We start from the raw sequence: 20,269 nt of genomic DNA, 5'->3' as shown, positions 1-20,269 counted from the left end.
GTGGCGCGTCCGCCGAGCCGGTCCCGCGTCAGGGGGAATATTGCCATGTCGATGACCATTGCTGCCGCTACCGCCCGGATCGCCCGCCAGCTTCCCGAGGCCGAACTTTCGCTCGACTCCGCGCTTCTCGCTTCTGCGCGGCTGATGGAATCGATGCTGCTGGCCCGTCAGGCGGACGGGGTGGAGACCTTCACTGGCCAGACCGCACTGATGCGCCTCGCCAAGGCTCAGCGTACGCTGATCGAAAGCCAGAACGACATGATCCGCGTCCATCAGGAACTGCGCGGTGTCGGTCTCGAAGTGAAGGCGATCACGGACGACGCAGGCACCTGCCCGAAGGAAAGCGGCCTCGCCGTGGCAGAGCCGATGCTCCGCAGCGCCTGATATCCCATGCCGTCCGGCCGGGAATGCGGAGGCGACATGCCTGAGCATTCCTGGCTGGAAATCCTGTGGTTTCACAAGGACAAGATTCAGCTTGCCGTCTATGCGCTGCTCTTCCTCTACTGCCTGGCGCGCAGGATGCCTGCGCCGGAGTGCGTCCTTTCGGGGGCGCTCTTCGGCATGGGGGCAATCGACAAGCTGCATCACCTTGCGATTGGCGGCTCGATCATCTGGCGTCATGCCAACGTCGGGCACTTGTGCATCGATGCGCTGGCGATGGCGGGCATGTACGTCGTCGCGCTTCATGCCAACCGGATATATCCGTTATGGATAGCTGGTGCGCAGATCATAGCGATGTTCGGGCATTTCTACCGTTTGGCGCTGGAGGAGATCAACACCTTCGCTTACGACGCCATGGCGGTGACGCCCTCCTACATCCAGTTCGTGGCGATGCTGCTGGGCGTGGTATGTCACATGTCGCGGCGCACGAGGCTGGGCAAGTATCCATCCTGGCGGCGCTCCTCGCTCCCTACGCTGGAGACGCCGGCGAGGATATTGCCGGGCGCCTGATCGGGCATTTCGGGTCGCTGCGTACGATCTATTCCGCATCGCTCGAATCCCTGCGGCAGGCCATGGGCGACGATGGCCCGTCCAGTGCCTGGCTCGCCGATGCGATCGTGGCGGCCCGCCGTCTTGCCGAAGCGGCTTCCCGCGAGGCGATGCGCGGCTTGCCACTGGATACCGGATCAGCCGAGTTCAGGCGCTACCTCGTCAATCGACTGGGTTGCCGGCGCGAGGAGTGCGTGCAGGTCTTCTATTTTAATGGCGAGGGCATCTACATCGCCGAAGACCTCTACACCGGCGGCAGACGGACAGAGTGCCTGATCCCGCTGCGCCGGACGGTCCGCCGCGCCTTCGATCTTGACGCCAGGCGCATCGTACTGGCGCATAATCACCCGTCTGGAGCAGCCCGTCCCAGCGCTGACGACATCGCCGCCACCGCCAGGTTCAGGCAAATCGTCGAGCCACTGGAGATACGGCTCGACGACCATTGCATCGTTGCTGGCAATGCGGTTGCCAGCATGAGGACCATGGGGATTTTCTAGTTCTTCAGGCGCAGGCTGACGAAGAGGGTGCGTCCCTGCTCGGGGTAGCCATCGACGGTGGTGTAGTTCTCGTCGAACAGGTTGCGTCCGCCGAGGCCCAGGGTGGCCCATTCGGTCACGTCGAAGTCCACGCGCAGGTTGGCCAGTGCATAATTGCCGGTCTGGTAGTAGCGCGTTCCCGCGGTGTTTACGGTCCAGCGCTTCGACGCGACGTCGAGGCTCGGCAGGATGCGCAGCGCCGGAATAGGCGACCACTCGGCCCAGACGAAGCCCGAATGTTCGGGCACGCCGGTGATGTGGAACGAGGCGATCCGCGACAGCGTGGGGTCGTTCAGCTTGCGATGCACCCAGCCGTAGTTGGCGCCGACACGCAGCGTCTCGGCGATCTGCGCGGTCGCGGAGATGTCGGCGCCGTAGTAATCGCCCGAGCCGACGTTGCGGCTCTGCGCGGTGGACTGGCCCTGGTAGATGAACGGGAACGAGACGATCGCGTCATCGACCTTGGCGTACCAGCCCGAAGCTTCGATGCGCAACGCTCCGAACTGGCGTGTGCCGCCCAGTTCGACTTGCGTGGCGCGTTCGGCCTTGAGGTCGGGGTTGGAGGTGGCGCCGCCGAAGCGGGTGCTGAAGCGCTCGAAGATGGTCGGGAAGCGCGCACGCGAGGAGACCGACAGGTGCACGGTGGTCGCCTCATCGGGCGTCCAGAGCAGTTGCCCTTGTGCATTCCACGCATCGCCGTTGCGCAGGTCGTAGTAGACGAAAGCGCCCGAGGTGTAGTCTTCGGCGCGGCGCAGGTCGCGCCAGTCGTAGCTGGCACCCACGACCAGTTCCAACTGCGGCGTCAGTTTGTAGCCGTTCTCGATCGCGGCGCTGTAGGTTTCTTCGATCGTGGTCTGCCAGGGTTCCCATATGCCGGAGGGGAAGCCCTGCTGGATTTCGCGGTGGCGGTCGTTGCGGTAATGGAACGAGACACTGAGCCGTTCGGCCTCGCTGGGGTTGAGGTCTAGTTGGGTGGAGCCGCCGTAGGCGCGGTCGCTATAGGCGCTGTTGAACGAACTGCCGCGCGTCTGGGTGTTCAGATTGGCATTGTCGAAGCTGTCGAGGCTGTTCTTGAAGGTGTTGTAATAGGCGCGCGTGCGCAGCGTCGCGATCTCGCCCAGTTGCGTGGTCGAGAGGAAGTAGACGTTCTGCAGGTTCCAGTATGGCCAGGTCCAGTAACGCAGACCGGTCAGGTCGGAGACGTGGAGAGGTGCGAGCTTCTCGCCCTCCTGCCGCGTAAAGCTGATCGCGTATTCATCGGTGGCGTTGGGGGTGAAGCCGATCTTGGCGTTTACGCGCCAGTCTTCCGAGCGGGACAGGTCACGTTCGCCGCCGTCTTCGTTGTGGGTGGCATCGAACTTGTTCGAAAGGTCCCAGTGATCGGTGAAGTTGCGCGCGTAGCTGGCCTGCGCGTACCACTTCTCCTGCCGCGTGCCGAGCGAGACGAAGCCGGTGTAGCCCGCATAGTCCACGTCGTTGTCGAGGTTCAGGCTGAAGCGCGCCTCGGCGTCGAATTCCTTCTGCGGCTTGCGGGTGACGAGGTTGACCGCGCCGCCCATCGCGCCCGGACCGTTGAGCACCGAGACATAACCCTTGGCGACCTGGATCTCGGCGACGTCGGGCGTCAGGAAGCGGCCATAGTCGAGGCGTCCGTCGGCGGGCAGGTAGACGCGGATGCCGTCGATCGACAACGGCACCTGGTAACGGTCGAAGCCGCGCACGTAGATCAGCCGCTCATTGCGCGAATTGCCCGAGAGGCCCGAGGTGACGCCGGGGATCAGCTTGACCGCTTCATCCAGAGTATCGCGCGAGAAATCGTAGATCGCCTCGGCATTGACGGTGGAGGCGGTAATGTCGCCGTTCCCCGTGCGCGGCGCGGTGACGACGATCTGGCCGAGACCGAAAGTATTGTCGGTGTCATCAGCGGCGAATGCGGGCGCTGCCACGCAGACCAGCGACGCGGCGAGCGCCGCGGTGATCGCATACTTCATATTATCCCCCTTGAACCTTCTGAAGATTCGCGCTTGGAACGAATCTGTATCCCGCCGTACATAATTACATCGGGCAGTACACAAATATATTCCATGAAACATAGAATGGGCACGGAGCCATGATCATGACACGCACCTTCGGCGCACTTCTTCTTGCGATCGCGGCGACAGGTTCCGCGCAGGCGGCCGAGCCGATGCCCGGGGCGATGACGGACCACGATCATGCCGCCTGCGCCGCGCCTGCTGCCGTTCCGGCCGATCTTGCGGGATGGAGTGCAGCGCATCGGCCGTTGAAGGCGGCGATCAAGGCAAGCGGCGCGGCCAAGGCCCTGCTGGAGCAGGGCGTAGCTGCCGATGCCGCGCTCGCGCCGACGCCGAAGGTCACGTACGTGATCGAGCCCGGAAAGCCGGGCGGTTCTGTCAGTTTTGGCGGGCTCTTTGCGTTCGACGTCGCTGCTGCCGGTCGCTACCGCGTGGCGCAGAGCGGGCGTTCATGGGTCGATGTGATCGTCGAGGGCAAGGCGGTGCCATCGGTAGCGCATGGTCATGGGCCGGATTGCTCGGGCATCGCCAAGATGGTCGAGTACGATCTTCCGGCTGGTCGCCATCTGCTGCAGATCGCGGCCAATGGCGAACAGGTGCTTACGGTGATGGTCGCTCCCGTCCGATGAGGCATACAGGGGGCTGGGCGCTGCTGCTGTCGAGCCTCGTCCTTGCGGCCGGGGCAGGGATAGCGCGCGACGGCCGGGGCAATCTCGATGCGCAAGTCGCGCTCGGACGGCGGCTGTTCCATGATGGCGATCTCTCGATCAACGGCACGCTGTCTTGCGCGACGTGCCACGATCCGCGCCACAGCTTTGCCGACGGCGTGCGCGCGCACCCGGGCGCGCATGGCGAGCCGGGCCTGCGCAACGTGCCGTCGCTGGTGAACGTCGGCAGCTTTTCGCCGCTGACCTGGGGCAATCCCTCGCTGGCCACGCTCGAGCAGCAGGCGCTGGTGCCGATTGCCGGCGAAGACCCGGTCGAAATGGGCATGAAGGGGCAGGAAGCCGAACTGACGCGCCGCCTCTCGGCCAGTCCCTGCTATCGCAAGCTGTTCAAGGCTGCCTTCCCGGTGACGCGCGGGCGGATTGACTTTACCTCGGTATCGGCCGCGCTGGCAGCGTTTCAGCGCACGATCGTCAGCCACGAGACCGACTGGGACCATGCTGCCGCAGGAGGTCCGGTGCTGAACGAAGCAGCCGCGCGCGGAGAGGCGCTGTTTCGCGGGAAAGGCGAGTGCGCCGGGTGCCACTCGGGCCGCGAGTTCACCGACCTTGCCTTCCATCGGTTGCCGGGAGCGCCGGCAGATCCTTCGAACGGCGACTTCGGCCTTGCGCGTGCCACTGGCCGGGTGGAGGATCGCGGGAAGTTCCGCACGCCCTCGCTGCGCAATGTCGCTCTGACCGCGCCCTATCTCCATGACGGCAGCGCGGACACCATGACCGAAGCCATCGCGCGCCATGGCACGACGCTGTCACCCGTGGAGACGACGGACATCGAAGCGTTCCTCAATGCCCTGACTGACACAGCGGTGGGCGCCGACCCGCGCTACACCCGGCCGGGCAAGGCTTGTGAGGCGTCCTGATCGGTCAGGCGACGACGCAGCGATTACGCCCCCCGCGCTTGGCCTCGTAAAGCGGACCATCGGCGCGGGCGATCCATTCCTCGGCGACAGTCACGCTGTGGTCGAGCGTAGCGATGCCGAAGCTGGCGGTGACTGCGATCGTCCGCGTCGGGGCGACCACGATAGGGCGCGCCTCGATCGCGGCGCGGAACCGTTCGGCGGCGGCAAGCGCTTCGCCCACGCCGGTTTCCGGCAGCATCATGGCGAATTCCTCTCCGCCGAGACGGCCTAACACATCGGCGGAGCGGCCCGCCGCGCCCAGCGTCGCGGCAAGATCGCGCAGGACGGCGTCTCCGGCGGGATGGCCCCAGGTGTCGTTGACGGACTTGAAGTGATCGACGTCGATCAGCACCAGCGAAGCAGCGCGGCCGTAGCGATGGCACCGCGCGATCTCCTGGTTCGCCTTCTCGATGAAGCCGCGCCGGGTGAGGGCGCCGGTCAACTGGTCGCGCTCGGCGATGCGGCGCAGTTCCATCTCGTTGACGACGATCCGGGCGAAGTTGCGCAGGATGTCGAGTTCGCCGTCGGTGAATTCGCGGGTCTTGGTATCGACCGCGCACAGTGCGCCGACATTGTAGCCGTCGGACGTCACAAGCGGCACGCCCGCATAGGCGCGCACGTGCGGGTCCTGCAGCACTGCGGGGTAGTCGGCAACGCGCGGGTCCTGCGTGGCGTCGGGGATGAGCAAGGGGGCGTGCTGCTGGATGGCGTAGGCGCAGAACGATTCGCTGCGCGGGGTCTCGGTGGCGTCGATGCCCTCGATCGCCTTGAACCACTGGCGGTCCTTGTCCACCAGCGTGACGGCGGAGATCGGCACGCCCAGCACCGTGCGCACGAGGTTCACGACATTGTCGAACGCCTCTTCGCGCGGCGTATCGAGAATGGCGAGGCGTTGCAGGGCGGCGAGGCGGGCGGGTTCGTCGGCCAGGGCGGTCTGGGCATGCATCCGGCAAGTACTCGTGCGGCGCGCCGAGGTCCTAGGCGCAGGGGCAAGGGTTAGATCCTCGGCTATTTACATAGTCGATAGTTAATGAACTCGGAACGACTGCAACCCTGCGTCGCCTGCCGCATTGCAGCAAGCAACCATTTGACAATACGCGTCCTGACACGAAAGTGTCGCCTATTGCGCACATGCCTGTTGCCGTATCATTGGAGACCCCGTCCTTGACCCAGATCGTCACAGTTTCGACCACCCCGTTCGACGGTCAGGCGCCCGGCACTTCGGGCCTGCGCAAGAAGGTGAAGGTCTTCCAGCAGCCGGGCTATGCCGAGAACTTCATTCAGTCGGTATTCGACGTCGTCGAGCCGCAGCCCGGCGCGGTGCTGGTGATAGGTGGTGACGGACGCTACCACAACCGCACGGTGATCCAGCAGGCGATCCGCATGGCGGCCGCCAACGGTTATGCCCGCGTGCTGGTGGGGCAGGGCGGCATCCTCTCCACCCCGGCCGCGAGCCATGTGATCCGCAAGTACGGCGCCAGCGGCGGGCTGGTGCTCTCGGCCAGCCACAACCCCGGGGGGCCGGACGAGGACTTCGGCATCAAGTACAACATCGCCAATGGCGGCCCCGCGCCCGAGAACGTCACCGGCGCGGTGCTGGATCGCACGAAGACGATCGATCGCTGGCTGACGGTGGAGGCGCCCGACATCGACCTCGACGCCATCGGCGAAGTACAGGTGGGCGGTATGACCGTGCAGGTGCTCGACCCGGTTGCCGACTACGCCGATCTCATGGAGGAACTGTTCGACTTCGACGCGATCCGCAAGATCGTCGCCTCGGGCTTCACGATGCGCATGGATTCGATGAGCGCGGTGACTGGGCCCTATGCGGTCGAGATCCTGGAGCGCCGCCTCGGCTTTGCGCCCGGCACCGTCGTCAACGGCGTACCGCTCGAGGACTTCGGCGGGCATCATCCCGACCCCAACCTGATCCATGCCAAGGACCTCTACGACCTGATGATGTCCGAGGATGCACCCGATCTCGGCGCGGCGTCGGATGGGGACGGGGATCGCAACCTCATCATCGGGCGCGGACGCTTCATCACGCCTTCGGACTCGCTGGCGATGCTGGCGGCCAACATCGAGATCGCCCCGGCTTATCGCGGGCGGCTGGCGGGCATCGCCCGTTCGATGCCGACCAGCGGCGCGGCGGACCGCGTGGCCGAAGGGCTGGGCGTGCCGGTCTTCGAGACGCCGACTGGCTGGAAGTTCTTCGGCAACCTGCTCGACGCAGGCAAGGTCACGATCTGCGGCGAGGAAAGCGCGGGCACCGGCTCCGACCACGTGCGCGAGAAGGACGGGCTCTGGGCCGTTCTGCTCTGGCTCAACATCCTTGCGGTGCGCGGCATCAGCGTGGACGATCTCGCGCGGGAGCACTGGGCGCGTTACGGTCGCAACTACTACGCGCGCCACGACTTCGAGGGCATCGCCACCGAGGGCGCGAATGCGCTGATGGAGGGGCTCAAGGCGCAATTGGATACGCTGCCGGGCGCTGTTTTCGGGCCGTTGACGGTCAGCCATGCGGACAGCTTCTCTTATACCGATCCCGTCGATGGTTCGGTCAGTGCGAACCAGGGCATCCGCGTGCTGTTCGAGGACGGCAGCCGCATCGTCTTCCGCCTTTCCGGCACCGGCACGCAGGGCGCGACCTTGCGCGTGTACCTCGAACGTTACGAGCCGCGCTTTGGCGATCTCGACGCGGAGACTTCGGTGATGCTGGAGCACCAGATCGCCGCTGCCGAAGCGATCGCCGGGATTGCGGCGCATACGGGGCGGATGGCGCCGGATGTGATTACCTGACACATACGTCGTCCCGGACTTGATCCGGGACCGGTGGCTGTCTTTAGGCATACCTTGGAGGCGCGCTTGAAAGTAGGCTGTTCATGGCCAGCGGTCCCGGATCAAGTCCGGGGCGACGATACGCTCAGGCGATGAATTGGATATGATGATCTCACGAATTGGCTGAATATCGCCGATTTCCTGAAGGTCTACGTCCACTAGTGTATACATTGTTCTTGCGGACGCTCTCTACCCCCTTCATCACCGGGGGAGGAGAGGCACCCCGCATGAGCAAGCATATCCATCTGGTCAGCTTCCTGATCAATTCGCCCATCAATCACACCGTGCTGAGCTGGGCGCAGCCGGGCGACAACCGGCTTGACGCGCTGCATGACCTCGCGGCGTGGCAGGACCTTGCGCGGACGCTGGAGCGCGGTCGCTTCGACGGCATGTTCTTCGCCGACACGCCAGGCGTCTTCGACCGCTACCGCGACAGCCACGAGGATGCGGTGAAGTACGGCGTATGCTGGCCTTCGCTCGACCCGGTGGTGCTGCTCTCGGCCCTCGCGGCGGTGACCACGCACCTGGGGCTGGCGACGACGATGTCGACCAGCGCCTATCAGCCATGGACCATCGTGCGGCAACTGGGCACCCTCGATTACCTCTCCGGCGGGCGGATCGGCTGGAACATCGTCACCGGCCACTTGCGCGGCGAGCATCGGGCGCTTGGCCTGCAGCAACTGGACCACGATCGCCGCTACGACCGCGCCGACGAATACATGGAGGTCTGCTACAAGCTGTGGAACTCGGTGAAGCCGGGCGCGATCCTTGCCGACCGGGAGGCGGGGCTGTTCGCCGACCCCGCGAAGGTGGAATTCATCGACCACGCGGGCGAGTTCTTCTCCTGCCAGACTGTCGCGCCGGTGCCGCCTTCGCCGCAGGGGCACCCGGTGCTGTTCCAGGCAGGCAGTTCCGGGCGCGGGCAGCAGTTCGCGGTCAGCCACGCCGACGTCGTCTTCTCGATCCAGCCCAATGTCGCGGGGATGAAGCGCTTCATGACCAATCTGGCCGAGGCCGCGCAGGCTGCGGGCAAGGCGACGCCCGGCGTCAGCTTCGGCATTCAGCCTATCGTAGGCGGCACTGAGGAGGAAGCGAAGCGCAAGCTGGCGGACCTTGTCGAAAAGCTGCCGATCGACGGCTGCCTCGCGCGGCTCTCCGGCACGATGGGCGTGGATTTCGCCGGGATGGACCTCGACCAGCCGCTCGCCGAGATCGAGACGCAGGCATCGCAGGGACTGATGAAGGCCTTCGCCAACATCGAGGGCGATAAGCCCCTGACCTTGCGCGAAGTCGCGATCCGCTGGGGTCTCGCGGTAGGCAAGCCGCAGATCGTCGGCACGCCCGAGCAGGTTGCCGCCGAAATGGAGCGCATCTGGCGCGAAACCGGCTGCTACGGCTACAACGTGACGCCGACGGTGATGGCCAGTTCGGTCACCGATTTCGTCGATCAGGTCGTGCCGATCCTCCAGAAGAATGGCGTCTACCGGACCGAATACGAAGGCACGACATTCCGCGAAAACCTGGGACTGTAATGGGTGGGATTGCGAAGAAGGCCCACAATATCGCGCAAGTTCGGGCACTGGCGAAGCGCCGCCTGCCGCGCGCAATCTGGGAGTTCATCGAGCGCGGGACCGAGGACGACCTGCTGATCCAGCGCAACGTTGCCGCGTTGCAGGCGGTGCAGTTTCTGCCACGGACATTGCGCGACGTGGCTGAACGCTCCGCCGGGATCGAGCTTTTTGGCCGCCGTCAGCCGCTGCCTTTGGTGATCGCGCCGACGGGTGTATCCGATCTGCTCTGGCACCGGGGCGAGCGAGCGATTGCGCGCGCGGCGGCCTCGGCGGGCATACCCTTTACCCAGACCACAAGCTCGACGACCAGCTTTGCCGAGATAGCGAAGTGCGCCACCGCCGGGCACTGGATGCAGATGTACCTCTGGGAGCGGCGCGACCTGTCCTGGCAGGTGGTCGATACCGCGCGAGAGAACGGCGCGGAAGTTCTGGTGCTGACGGTCGACACGCCGATGTGGCCGCTGCGCGAATTCAACAAGCGCGCGGGTATGTCCAATCCGATCCGCCCGAATGCGACGCTGGTATCGGATTTCCTGAAGCGGCCTTCGTGGTTCGCCTCGGTGATCTGCCGTTACTATCTCGAAGGCGGGTTGCCGCAGTTCGCCAATTATCCGCGCGAGGTCGGCGGCAAGCTGACCGGCACTGTCAGCCGTGTGGCGAATTCCGCTTCGGTTTGCTGGCGCGACGTTGCCGAATTGCGCCGCCGCTGGCCGGGCAAGCTGGTCGTGAAGGGTGTGCTCAGTGCCGAGGATGCCCGCATCGCGCTCGATCACGGCGTGGACGGCATTGCGGTGTCGAACCATGGCGGGCGCAATTTTGACAGCTCGCCTCCTGCCATCGACGTGCTGGCGGGGATCGTCGATGCCGTGGGAGATCGCACCACCATCCTGTTCGACAGCGGCGTGCGGCGCGGGGCGGACGTGATCAAGGCGCTGGCGATCGGCGCGAAGGCGGTGCTGGTGGGCCGCGCGACGCTCTATGGCTGCGCGGCGGGGGGAGAGCACGGCGCGCGCCACGCGATCGACCTGCTTGCCAATGAGATCGACGTGGCGATGGCGATGGTCGGCGTGACCCGGCTGGAGGAACTGGACCGCAGTTACCTGATGCCAGGAACGTTCAGGGGTTAGGCTACCCCCTTGCGGGCATCGTCTAGTGCCTGAACCCGCGCGGCTGTCGCCGGGTCCTGCAGCAGTTCCGACAGCGGCGCGTTCAGGCGGCGTCGCCAGTTGGGGTGCTCGGTGATGGTGCCGGGCAGGTTCGGCTGTTCGGGTTCCGCCAGAAGGTCCTCCAGCGGCGCGATCGCAAGGCCGCAAGGGGTGCTGCCGATATGGCGCAAGGCGGCCTCCACCACGGGAGCGGGATCGTCCGGGGCAGGGCGCGGCGCGGCGTCGCGGGTCAGCGAGGCCCAGAGCAACCCGCGATCCCACGCGCGACGGGCTTCGGCTTCATCCATGGTGGTGCCTTCGGGCAGGCGGCCGAGGCGCTGCGCCCATTGCAGATCGCGCCCGCCCCACCAACCTGCGACCGTGGGCGTATCATGCGTGCCGGTCATCGCGGCGGCCTGCGCATCGTAGTCCGCCGCGCCGATGAAGCCGTCGTCGGCCGCGCGTTCGAACCACAGGACGCGCATGCCCAGCATCCCGCGCTCGGTGATTGCCGAGCCGAAGCCATGCGGCATCGTACCCAGATCCTCCGCGACGATGAGTGCGCCCGCCAGATGCGCCTCCAGCGCGACGAGGCGGATGAGGTCGGCGAAGGGGTAATGCAGGTAGGCCCCCGCGCTGGACGGCTGACCTTCCGGCACGACCCATAGCCGGGCGAGACCGAACGCGTGGTCGATGCGCAGCGCGCCAGCCGTGGAAAGCGCGGCGCGGATCGTCGCGATCCACGGCGCATAGCCGCTGCGCGCCAGCCCGCGCGGCGAGAAGCCGGTGAGCATCCAGTTCTGCCCCAGCGGCCCGAGCGGATCGGGCGGCGCGCCGATCGTCAGGCCCTGCAGCAAGGTGTCGCCCATGGACCAGGCATCCGCGCCGCCGGTATGGACGCCGACAGCAAGGTCCGCCAGCAATCCCACCGCCATGCCCGCAGCCTGGGCGCGGCGCTGGACTTCGCGAAGGCTCTCGCGCGCAAGCCACTGGGTGAAGAGGTGGAATTCCACTTCGGCCGCGTTGTCTCGGGCGAAAACGGCCACGGCCTCGCCGTCGGGATCGTGGAATGCGGGCGGCCAGTCCTTCCAGCCTTTCGCGCCCTTGCTGCGGAAATGCACGTCGAGCGCATCGTAGAGCGCCTGTCGCCGCAGGCCCTCGCCATGCGGCGCGTTGTCGTGAGCGATCCGCTCGCGGGTCGGCGCGTCGAGACCGGCAAAAGCCGCACGCATCCGGGCGAGGCGGGCGGGCAGCGCCGCTTCCCAGTCGATCAACGGGCCGTCGCCACCGGCATCGTCGGGCAGCGGCGGTAGCCCCAGCAGCGCGGGATCACCCATGGCACCGTTCAGATAGAGGCGGCTCGAGGGCGAATAGGGGCTGAAATCGTGCCCGTAGCCTGCGAACAGTGCATGGACCGGGTTGATCGCGATGGCGTCGGCCCCGCGTGCGGCGAAGACTTCGGCGGCTTCGGCCAGTTCCCCAAACGTGCCGAAAGCACGGGGCTGCTTGCCGCGCAGGGCCGGGATCTGGATGGCTGGACCCCATATGCGTCCCTTGCCCAGCGATGCGACCGTCGGGCACGACGTCGGCGCGACCGCCAGCGTCAGGGCATGGCCGTTCACGGTCAGCGGGTAGTAGCCCGGCGTGTCGATCGCGGGAAGCGTCCAGCGCGCGGTGTCCAGAGGCTGCGTCGAGCCGTCCGGCAGGGTGAGTTGAGCACCGGCGAGGCTTGTCGGCAACGACGTTTCCTTGCCGACGTCGGTGACGATCATCGCCGGAGGTGCTGTCATCTCGGCTTCGACCCGAGCGAGGCTAGCGGCGATCTGCTCGGGCGTTGCCGCCGGGAAGCCGAGCGCCAGGGCTATCGTGCGCAGCGAGGCGTCGGTTACGACCTGCTCCCTGCCGTCGACGTCCCACCAGATACGCTGCAGTCCGATCGCTTCGGCAAGTGCGTGCAATTCCTGCATCCGTCGGGAGGCTCCTCGCTGATGGGGCGAAGGCTAGCGCCTGCGCGGGGCGGCGGCAATCTCGCCTTTGCGCGCGTCCCATGCGATCAGCGCCGCCAGCACGACCGCGACGAGGGCGTAGCGGCCACGGAAGGGAACGTTAAGGATCGGGTATTGTGCCAGCAGGTGCGGCGGGTCGGTCCAAGCCGGGATCACCAGCGCCATCCAGCAGGCGAGCACCATCGGTGTGCGCAGCGGGTTAGGGTTGCCCAGCGTCTGCGCGACGGCGGCGAGGATCACCGGGAAGATCAGCGCATAGTGATAGCCCCAGGCATTGGGCGCAGCGACCAGCGAGGCGCAGAGCAGCAGGTTCAGGCTGTCCAGCGGACGGCTTTCGCGCGTGATCGCTTGATGCGCCATGGCCGCAAGGATGCCGAAGGCCAGCAGCGCCTTGGAGGCAAGCTGAATGGTCTGAGGGATCGGTACGAAATGCAGCACCGGCTGTCCTCCGCCCGCTTCGATATGCGTGGCGATGCCGGCCAGCGACTGCGCAACACCGGGCATCGTGTAGCCCTGCGCATGAGGCAGGAGTTCCAGGAAATACTGCGCGTAGAGCCCCGGCGCGGCCCAGAGCAGCCCCAGCAAGGCGATTGCCGCGCTGGCGATCACGGTGGCGAGGGCGGCGCGCCACTTGCGCGGCGTCAGGAACAGCGCAGGGACGAGGCCGGGGTAGATCTTGAGCCAGAACCCCAGGGCGATGGCGATACCTGCGCCTGAGGCACGTCCGCGCGCGGCGCAGTACATGCCCGCGACTGCCGCCCCCATCAGCAGGATGTTGACTTGCCCCGCCGCCAGCGAAGTCCCGATCGGGGCGATCGCCAGCGCGCCGAGAAGCGCGGCTGCAATGGCAAGACGCGGGCCGCCAGCCAGCCGCACCGCCATCCACGCGGCCATCGCCAGTACCGTGAGACACAGCGCGGTGTGGATGAGGAACGCCGTGTCGATCGGCAGGCGTGAGAGCAGGTTGAAGTAGACCAGCGAGGGTGGCGGATAGACGAAGCCGCTGACGAACTCGCCGTTGTGGCAGATGTCATAAGGTGTCGAGAGGTTGGCCGCGCCGCACATGTAGGTTCGGAAATCAAGCGTCAGGGCCGCCTTGCCGGCACCTTCGCGCAGCACCGCGACGAACTCCATCACGTGATGGGCGATAAGCAGTCCGCTCAGCGCGATCAGCCCGAGGGGGAGCCATCGGGCGGGCAATGTTGCGCCGGTCTCGTTCACGTCACCTCCTCCATGGTCTGAAAGCGGAATAGCGACGGGTGGTTACGTCGAGGTGAAGAGAACTTGTCCCGCTTCATCCTCAGGTTCTGAGTATGGTATCCCGCCTTTATCCACAGGCTTGCCCACGTCCGGCGAGAGCGGGTAGGGCGGCGCCATGGATATCGATCGCTACCTCGCTCGCATCGGCCTTGCCCACGTACCTTCGGCGGATCCGGAAGGACTCGCCGCGATGCAGCGCGCGCATCGGCAGGCGATCGGCTTCGAGAACCTCGATATTCCGCTAGGGAACGGCATTCGCATCGATTCCGGCAGCGTGTTCGACAAGCTCGTGGTGCAGCGGCGCGGTGGCTACTGTTTCGAGCAGAACCGGCTCTATGGCGATGCGCTGATGGCTCTGGGCATGGTGAACCGGCCGCTTCTTGCGCGCGTGCGCATGGGGCTGGCCGAAGATGCGCCTCTGCCGCCGCGTACGCATGTGCTACTGCTCGTCCGGGCCGAGCCGGGGCGGGCGTGGATCGCCGATGCGGGGTTTGGAGGCAGCTTCGTGCCGCCTCTCCCGCTGGAGGACGGCGCCGAGGCGCAGACGAGCGACGGCGCGGCGCACCGCTTGCGGCGGATCGGGACGATAGGGGCAGAGGGCGGCGAATGGCTGCTCGAACGCGCCGGGCCGGTCGAGGCGACCGACGGCCGCCCGGCACCGCACGGCGAATGGCAGCCGCAGTATGTTTTCGACCTTGCCGAAGTGGTTTCGGACGACCTGGAGATGGCCAACCACTGGACTTCCACCCGGCCCGGCACGCGATTCACCACGCTGCACGTCGCGAGCGTGGTACTGCCTGACGGTTTCGCGGCGCTGAGCGAGCGGACTTTGCGCGTCCATCGCGGCGGGACGACGGATACGCGCGAGATCATCGACGCCGCCGACTACGCGGTGGCCTTGCGCGAACTCTTCGGTATTGCGCTGAGCGAGAAGGAAGCTGCGAGACTTCCCTTGTTCAACTGATGCAGTTCGGCTCTGGCCGAGCGCCCTCTAGCTTTCCAGCAGGCGCGGCATCAGTTCGACGAAGTTGCAGGGGCGGTTGCGGCTGTCGAGTTGCTCGGCGAGAATGCCGTCCCAGCCGTCCTTCACCGCACCGTTCGAACCGGGCAGGGCGAACAGGTAGGTGCCGCGCGCCACGACCGCCATCGCGCGGCTCTGCACGGTGGACGTGCCGATGGTCTTGTAGCTGAGCCAGCGGAACAGCTCGCCGAAGCCGGGGATTTCGCGCCCGCCCAATTTGCCGAGCGCCTCAGGGGTCACGTCGCGGCCCGTCAGGCCGGTGCCGCCGGTGGAGATGATCGCATCGACCTCCGGGTCGTCGATCCATGTGTTCAGCAGCGCCGCGATTCCCTGCGCATCGTCGCGCTCGATCGCGCGGCGGGTCAGCGCGTGGCCCGCGCCGACGATGCGTGCGGCAAGGATGTCGCCGGAGGTGTCGTTTTCGGCGGTACGGGTATCGGAAACGGTCAGCAGGGCGATATTGATCGGCTTGAAAATACGCTCAGGGTCGATGGCCACGCACGATCGCTCCATTGGGGTTCATCCGCACGCCTTCCGATCCAGCGAGGCCGGGGAAGGTCGGCCACATGCCCTGCACCAGTTCCATGCGGCTCTCCGAAGCGCCGCCCGCCTGACGCTCGTACATCCAGTAATTGCGCATCACAATGTTCACGTAGCCGCGCGTTTCCCAATAGGGCAGCGATTCGATCCACAGCAGCGGGTCGCCCTGGCAGTTCACTTCGGTCGCCCAGCGGCGCACCGGCACCGGCCCGGCGTTGTAGGCGGCCATGACCTTGGGCAGCAGGCCCTGCGTGCCCGGATCGTTTTTCAGCGTTTCGAGGTGGCGCTGGCCGAAGGCGAGGTTGACCTCGGGTTTGTTGAGATCGGAAGCATTGCCGTTGTAGCCCAGAGATCCGGCGTGATCCTGCGCGGCGGCGGGCATGATCTGCATCAGGCCGCGCGCGCCAGCGGGGCTGACGGCTCCCGCGCGGAATACCGATTCTTGCAGCGTATGCGCGTAGACCAGCGCGGGATCGACCTTCCAGCCGCCCACGGGGGTCCATTTGGGCGTGGGGAAGCGCGTCGCGGGTTCGGGCTTGCCGCCGTACGGCGCGTTGTAGGCCATCCACAGCTGGGTGCCGGGCAGGCCGAGATCGCGCGCGAGGCGGGTCAGCGGGGCATATTGCGAGGCATCGCCGATGCGGGCCTGATGGCGCAGCACTTCGTCGGCAAGGCCGTCCTTGCCGATCTCCGCCAGTTCGACGGCGGTGCGGACATTGGGGCTGGCGCGCAGGGCCTGCCAGTCGGCCTGCGTAAAGTCAGCGGCGGCGTGCTGCTCGGGCAGCTTGAGGCCGAGCTGCTCGGCGGCCAGCATCCCGTATAGCGTCTCGTCGCGCGCGGCGGCAAGGCGCAGCGCGGCGCTCGCCTGCTCGGGCTTGCGGCAGCGCACCAGCGATCGGCTGTTCCAGTAATGCGAGGCGGCGGTCAGTTCGGCATTGTCGGACGAGCGTGCGGCCTTGGCGAAAGCATCGGCAGCACCGTCGCAGTCGCCCAGACGCCATGCGGCGAGCCCGGCAGTCCACCATGCCTCGCCCACCCACGGGCCTTGCCCCAGCGCGGCGATCTGCGCCATCTGGTATGCATTGGCATCCTGGTTCTCGATGTAGAAGCTCCACGCCACCTTCTGGCGCCACTCGGCCTGCGAGGAGGGCGAGAGGTTGGCGTCGATCCCGTCGAGCAGCAGGCGCGCGCCCATCGGATCGTCGTTCTTGATGCGGTCGTTGATGCCGTTCGCGATCCCGGCGGGCATCGTGCCGTCGTCGATCGAGGAGGGGCGAACCCGCTTGGCGATGGTCGGCAGGCGCGCGAAGCTCTGTTCGGCTGGGAGCGAGGGGAGGCCGACGGCGCCGCGCTTGAGCGCGAGGCGGCTGATCTGGTCGGCGCCGGGCAGTTCGGTGCCCTGCGAAAGCCATGTCTGCAGGTCGTTCAGCTGGATCTTGGGCGATCCGGACGCGAGGTAGTATTCTGCGCGGGCCTGCTGGTGTAGCGGGCCATCGGGGCGGTCGGCCAGCATCTTCTGGACGGTGGCCCAGTCCTTCGCGTCGATCGCGTCGAACATCGACTTGTAATAGGTTCGATCGTCCTGGCTGAGCAGCGAAGGGACGGCGGTACGGTCGGCGCGGGTGCGGAAGTAGTCCACAGCAGCGCTGTTGGCGAAGGCCGGTGCTGCCGATGCGCAGGCGGCGATACACGCGCCCGCAAACAGTCCGGCCCTGATAAATCGTTTCAAAGGTATTCCCCGCGATCCTGTGCGATTCGCCTGCTCCGGCTGACCGATGGCCGCATCTCTCAGGACGCGGTCCAATCCAGCCAGGCCCTCCAGAGCACCGGCTTTGCACGCGGCTGCGCGAGCAAGGCAGGCAGCGCCCAGGAGGCGAGCAGGGGTATCGATCCCCCTTCATGATCGAAAGTCCTTAACATGGCAGGACGATGCGGCGATTCGTGGCCGATTAGCGGCAGGACGTTTCCACCAAGGACAAACAGCCTTTTTGGAGCCACCAGAGCGACGTGATGCCGCAGAACCTGCCCGATTCCGCGCTCGCTCATCGCGGCCCAATCTGCGCCCGGTGTGTGGCGGGGCAGGGCGCTGGCAAGGTAAACGTCGTCGCGGCTCGTGCCGAACGCGGTAAGGATGGCGTCCAGCAGCTTGCCATGTTGGCCGGAGAGCAGCGTTTCGCTGTCCTCGGCCTCGGGTTCCTCGACAACGATCATCAGTTCGGCACCGGCCTTGCCCTGCGGCGCGACGCGCGCGGCGGGGCCGCCTTCGCACAGCAGCGGTTCGCTCAGCCACCACGGTGCGAAAGCCGCGAGGTCGGCGGGCAGGCTGGCGGGATCGAGCTTGGCGGGCGGCGGCGGGGCATCCGGATCGGGCTTCGGATCGGGGCGGCGGCGCGGCGGCGGGGCGCCTTCCAGTTCGGGCGGGGCGAGCCATTCGACCGGCTCGTCGAGAAAGTCGCAGTCCACCCCTGCGTCCCGCCACCAGTCGAGCGCACCTGTGATATCGTCCAGAAATTGCGGATTTGGCGGTTGATCCATCGCGCGGGTCTTGACCTTATGCGCGGGAGCAATCAAGGCATTCGTGAATTTAATCGCTCGACTAAACACGAAAAGAATGCACGGGGCTACCATGATCGAACGCGAAGAGATGCCTTACGACGTTGTCGTCGTCGGCGGTGGACCTGCCGGTCTGGCGACCGCGATCCGCCTCAAGCAGGTGGACCCGGAACTGCAGGTCTGCGTGCTGGAGAAGGGCTCGGAGATCGGCGCGCACATCCTTTCGGGCGCGACGATCGACCCCAAGGCGCTCGACGAACTGCTGCCGACCTGGCGCGAAGACGGCTGCCCGCTGGCCGAAACCCCGGTCACCGACAACTGGCACTGGCACCTGACGAAGAAGGGCAAGTTTGCCCTTCCGCATATCATCCAGCCGCCCTTCATGTCGAACAAGGGCAACTACACCGGCTCGCTGGGCAACTTGTGCCGCTGGCTGGCCGAACAGGCCGAGGCGCTGGAGATCGAGATCTTCCCGGGCTTCCCCGCCGCCGAGATCCTTTATGACGATGCGGGCGCCGTGATCGGCGTGCAGACCGGCGATATGGGCGTCGATCGCGAAGGCAATCCCAAGGGCGACTTCCAGCCGGGCATGAATCTGCTCGGCAAGTACACCGTGTTCTGCGAAGGCGCGCGCGGCCACCTGACCAAGCGCCTCAAGGCCAAGTACGACCTCGAAGCCAATTGCGAGCCGCAGATCTACGGCATCGGCATCAAGGAACTGTGGGACATCCCGGCGGACAAGCACGTCCCCGGCCGCGTGATCCACACCCAGGGCTGGCCGATGAGCGAGAACGACGCCTGGGGCGGCGGCTTCCTCTATCATCAGGCCAACAACCAGGTGGCGCTCGGCTTCGTGACGGCGCTCGATTACAAGAACCCGTACATCTACCCGTTCGAGGAATTCCAGCGCTGGAAGCAGCACCCGGAAATCCGCGCGATCCTGGAAGGCGGCAAGCGCGTCGCTTACGGTGCGCGTGCGATCAACGAGGGTGGCTGGCAGTCGGTGCCGCAACTGGCGTTTCCCGGCGGCGTGCTGGCGGGCTGTTCGGCGGGCTTCGTCAACGTGCCGCGCATCAAGGGCACCCACACCGCGATGAAGAGCGGCATGCTCGCCGCCGAATCGATCGCCGCCGCCATCAAGGCGGGCCGTGAGCAGGACACCCTGCAGGAATACGATACCGCCGTTCGCGAAAGCTGGATCGCCAAGGAACTCAAGCTCGTCCAGAACGCCGAGCCGATGGTGGCGAAGTGGGGCGGCGAGCTGGGAACGATCCTGGCCGGCGCCGACATGTGGCTGCGCACGCTGTTCGGCTTCGGCCTCGCCAAGCCGATGAAGCATCACACCGATGCGTCGGAAACCCAGCGCGCGGACCTGTACAAGCCGATCGCCTACCCCAAGCCGGACGGCGTCATCAGCTTCGATCGCCTGACCAGCGTTTCGTACTCCTTCACCAACCACGAGGAAGACCAGCCGGTCCACCTCAAGCTGAAGGATCCCAGCATCCCGACCGCAGTGAACCTGCCGGTCTATGCGGGGCCTGAGGCGCGTTACTGCCCGGCGGGGGTCTACGAGTTCCTCGATGCGGGCGATGGTCCCAAGCTGCAGATCAACGCGCAGAACTGCGTCCACTGCAAGACCTGCGACATCAAGGATCCGACGCAGAACATCGAATGGGTGACGCCCGAAGGCGGCGGCGGCCCGAACTATCCGAACATGTAAATCCTCCCCGAAACGGGGAGGGGGACCATGCGAAGCATGGTGGAGGGGCACAGGCGGCTTACGTGACGCGAATTTAACGCGCCACTCTGCCGCCGCCCCGATAACCTTCGCGCATGATCACCGGCCCGCGCCGCAGCGTAAAACTCGCCCGCAAGCTGCGCAGCGAGATGGCACTGCCCGAAGTCCTGCTCTGGCGTGAACTGCGCAAGCGCCCGGCAGACTTCAAGCTCCGCCGCCAGCATCCGGCGGGAAACTTCATCCTCGATTTCTACTGCGCCGCTGCTTCGCTCGCCATCGAGGTTGACGGTTTCGCGCACGACTCTATGCGCGCAGCAGACCGGGACGCGGCCCGCTCGCACTTCCTGCGCTCGCAAGGAGTGGCGACGCTGCGGGTTACCGCGAAGGTCGTGCTGGAGGACGTGAACGTGGCGG

The 20,269-nt window shown here is 66.2% G+C and carries 18 protein-coding genes; 11 read left to right on the top strand and 7 right to left on the bottom strand.

Translation table 11 applies throughout. The annotated features are described in order from the left end of the window. Positions 1–45 precede the first annotated feature (45 nt). The 3 genes from LH128_RS17305 to LH128_RS17295 all read left to right on the top strand — a co-directional run bounded on the left by LH128_RS17305 (position 46) and on the right by LH128_RS17295 (position 1,487). Positions 46–384: a hypothetical protein gene (locus LH128_RS17305; protein WP_008830961.1), complete on the top strand. Its 339-nt coding sequence runs from the start codon at positions 46–48 to the stop codon at positions 382–384. A gap of 36 nt (positions 385–420) precedes the next feature. Then, positions 421–951, top strand: coding sequence for a hypothetical protein (locus tag LH128_RS17300; protein WP_008830960.1), 531 nt, complete (start codon positions 421–423; stop codon positions 949–951). Positions 952–1,013: 62 nt separating this feature from the next. Further along, complete coding sequence (locus LH128_RS17295) at positions 1,014–1,487, top strand: JAB domain-containing protein (RefSeq protein WP_008830959.1); 474 nt, start codon at positions 1,014–1,016, stop codon at positions 1,485–1,487. Here LH128_RS17295 and LH128_RS17290 read toward each other — a convergent pair. Then, positions 1,484–3,517, bottom strand: coding sequence for a TonB-dependent receptor plug domain-containing protein (locus tag LH128_RS17290; protein WP_008830958.1), 2,034 nt, complete (start codon positions 3,515–3,517; stop codon positions 1,484–1,486). The two genes, LH128_RS17295 and LH128_RS17290, sit on opposite strands and share 4 nt — an antisense overlap. Before the next feature lie 125 nt (positions 3,518–3,642). Between LH128_RS17290 and LH128_RS17285 the strand changes: the two genes are divergently transcribed. Continuing rightward, a complete protein-coding gene (locus LH128_RS17285; protein WP_036523320.1) occupies positions 3,643–4,188 on the top strand; it encodes a hypothetical protein in 546 nt (181 codons plus the stop codon). Next, positions 4,185–5,144, top strand: coding sequence for a cytochrome-c peroxidase (locus LH128_RS17280; protein ID WP_008830956.1), 960 nt, complete (start codon positions 4,185–4,187; stop codon positions 5,142–5,144). Before LH128_RS17285 ends, LH128_RS17280 begins: the two co-directional genes overlap by 4 nt. 4 nt (positions 5,145–5,148) lie before the next feature. Here the strand turns inward: LH128_RS17280 and LH128_RS17275 are convergent, their stop codons facing one another. Beyond that, positions 5,149–6,129, bottom strand: coding sequence for a sensor domain-containing diguanylate cyclase (locus tag LH128_RS17275; protein ID WP_008830955.1), 981 nt, complete (start codon positions 6,127–6,129; stop codon positions 5,149–5,151). A 218-nt stretch (positions 6,130–6,347) separates the two neighbouring features. Between LH128_RS17275 and LH128_RS17270 the strand changes: the two genes are divergently transcribed. The 3 genes from LH128_RS17270 to LH128_RS17260 all read left to right on the top strand — a co-directional run bounded on the left by LH128_RS17270 (position 6,348) and on the right by LH128_RS17260 (position 10,719). Beyond that, the gene (locus LH128_RS17270) at positions 6,348–7,982 is read left to right on the top strand and encodes an alpha-D-glucose phosphate-specific phosphoglucomutase (RefSeq protein WP_008830954.1); all 1,635 of its coding nucleotides are present in this window, start codon (positions 6,348–6,350) and stop codon (positions 7,980–7,982) included. 266 nt (positions 7,983–8,248) lie between these two features. Then, positions 8,249–9,553 carry an NtaA/DmoA family FMN-dependent monooxygenase gene (locus tag LH128_RS17265; RefSeq protein WP_008830953.1) on the top strand — a complete coding sequence of 435 codons (1,305 nt, stop codon included), beginning with the start codon at positions 8,249–8,251 and terminating at the stop codon, positions 9,551–9,553. Then, a complete protein-coding gene (locus LH128_RS17260; RefSeq protein ID WP_008830952.1) occupies positions 9,553–10,719 on the top strand; it encodes an alpha-hydroxy acid oxidase in 1,167 nt (388 codons plus the stop codon). Before LH128_RS17265 ends, LH128_RS17260 begins: the two co-directional genes overlap by 1 nt. Here LH128_RS17260 and malQ read toward each other — a convergent pair. Together malQ and LH128_RS17250 are read right to left on the bottom strand one after the other, a co-directional pair. Continuing rightward, complete coding sequence (malQ, locus tag LH128_RS17255; RefSeq protein ID WP_008830951.1) at positions 10,716–12,704, bottom strand: 4-alpha-glucanotransferase; 1,989 nt, start codon at positions 12,702–12,704, stop codon at positions 10,716–10,718. The genes LH128_RS17260 and malQ overlap by 4 nt on opposite strands. A gap of 33 nt (positions 12,705–12,737) precedes the next feature. After that, positions 12,738–13,964, bottom strand: coding sequence for a glycosyltransferase family 87 protein (locus tag LH128_RS17250; RefSeq protein WP_008830950.1), 1,227 nt, complete (start codon positions 13,962–13,964; stop codon positions 12,738–12,740). 154 nt (positions 13,965–14,118) lie between these two features. Between LH128_RS17250 and LH128_RS17245 the strand changes: the two genes are divergently transcribed. Next, positions 14,119–14,967 carry an arylamine N-acetyltransferase family protein gene (locus tag LH128_RS17245; RefSeq protein ID WP_008830949.1) on the top strand — a complete coding sequence of 283 codons (849 nt, stop codon included), beginning with the start codon at positions 14,119–14,121 and terminating at the stop codon, positions 14,965–14,967. A gap of 27 nt (positions 14,968–14,994) precedes the next feature. Here LH128_RS17245 and moaB read toward each other — a convergent pair whose 3' ends face one another. The 3 genes from moaB to LH128_RS17230 are packed head-to-tail and all read right to left on the bottom strand — an operon-like array spanning position 14,995 to position 18,099. After that, a complete protein-coding gene (gene moaB / locus LH128_RS17240) occupies positions 14,995–15,522 on the bottom strand; it encodes a molybdenum cofactor biosynthesis protein B (protein WP_008830948.1) in 528 nt (175 codons plus the stop codon). Continuing rightward, the gene (locus LH128_RS17235) at positions 15,506–17,293 is read right to left on the bottom strand and encodes a lytic transglycosylase domain-containing protein (RefSeq protein ID WP_236727275.1); all 1,788 of its coding nucleotides are present in this window, start codon (positions 17,291–17,293) and stop codon (positions 15,506–15,508) included. The genes moaB and LH128_RS17235 overlap by 17 nt, the downstream gene beginning before the upstream one ends. Before the next feature lie 59 nt (positions 17,294–17,352). Then, a complete protein-coding gene (locus LH128_RS17230) occupies positions 17,353–18,099 on the bottom strand; it encodes a uracil-DNA glycosylase family protein (protein WP_051211512.1) in 747 nt (248 codons plus the stop codon). Positions 18,100–18,190: 91 nt separating this feature from the next. On the opposite strand from LH128_RS17230, the gene LH128_RS17225 reads away from it, so the two are divergent. Together LH128_RS17225 and LH128_RS17220 are read left to right on the top strand one after the other, a co-directional pair. Next, on the top strand, positions 18,191–19,837 hold the full coding sequence (locus LH128_RS17225; protein ID WP_008830945.1) for an electron transfer flavoprotein-ubiquinone oxidoreductase: 1,647 nt from the start codon (positions 18,191–18,193) through the stop codon (positions 19,835–19,837). A 113-nt stretch (positions 19,838–19,950) separates the two neighbouring features. Then, positions 19,951–20,269, top strand: a 319-nt coding sequence (locus tag LH128_RS17220; protein ID WP_008829200.1) for an endonuclease domain-containing protein, incomplete at its 3' end; no start/stop codon positions are given.

Origin of the sequence: Sphingomonas sp. LH128 (genome assembly GCF_000293195.2) — a bacterium.
Lineage (GTDB): Bacteria > Pseudomonadota > Alphaproteobacteria > Sphingomonadales > Sphingomonadaceae > Novosphingobium > Novosphingobium resinovorum_A.
Note: the sequence above shows the minus strand (reverse complement) of the source record. Positions and strands in the feature narration are given on the sequence as shown.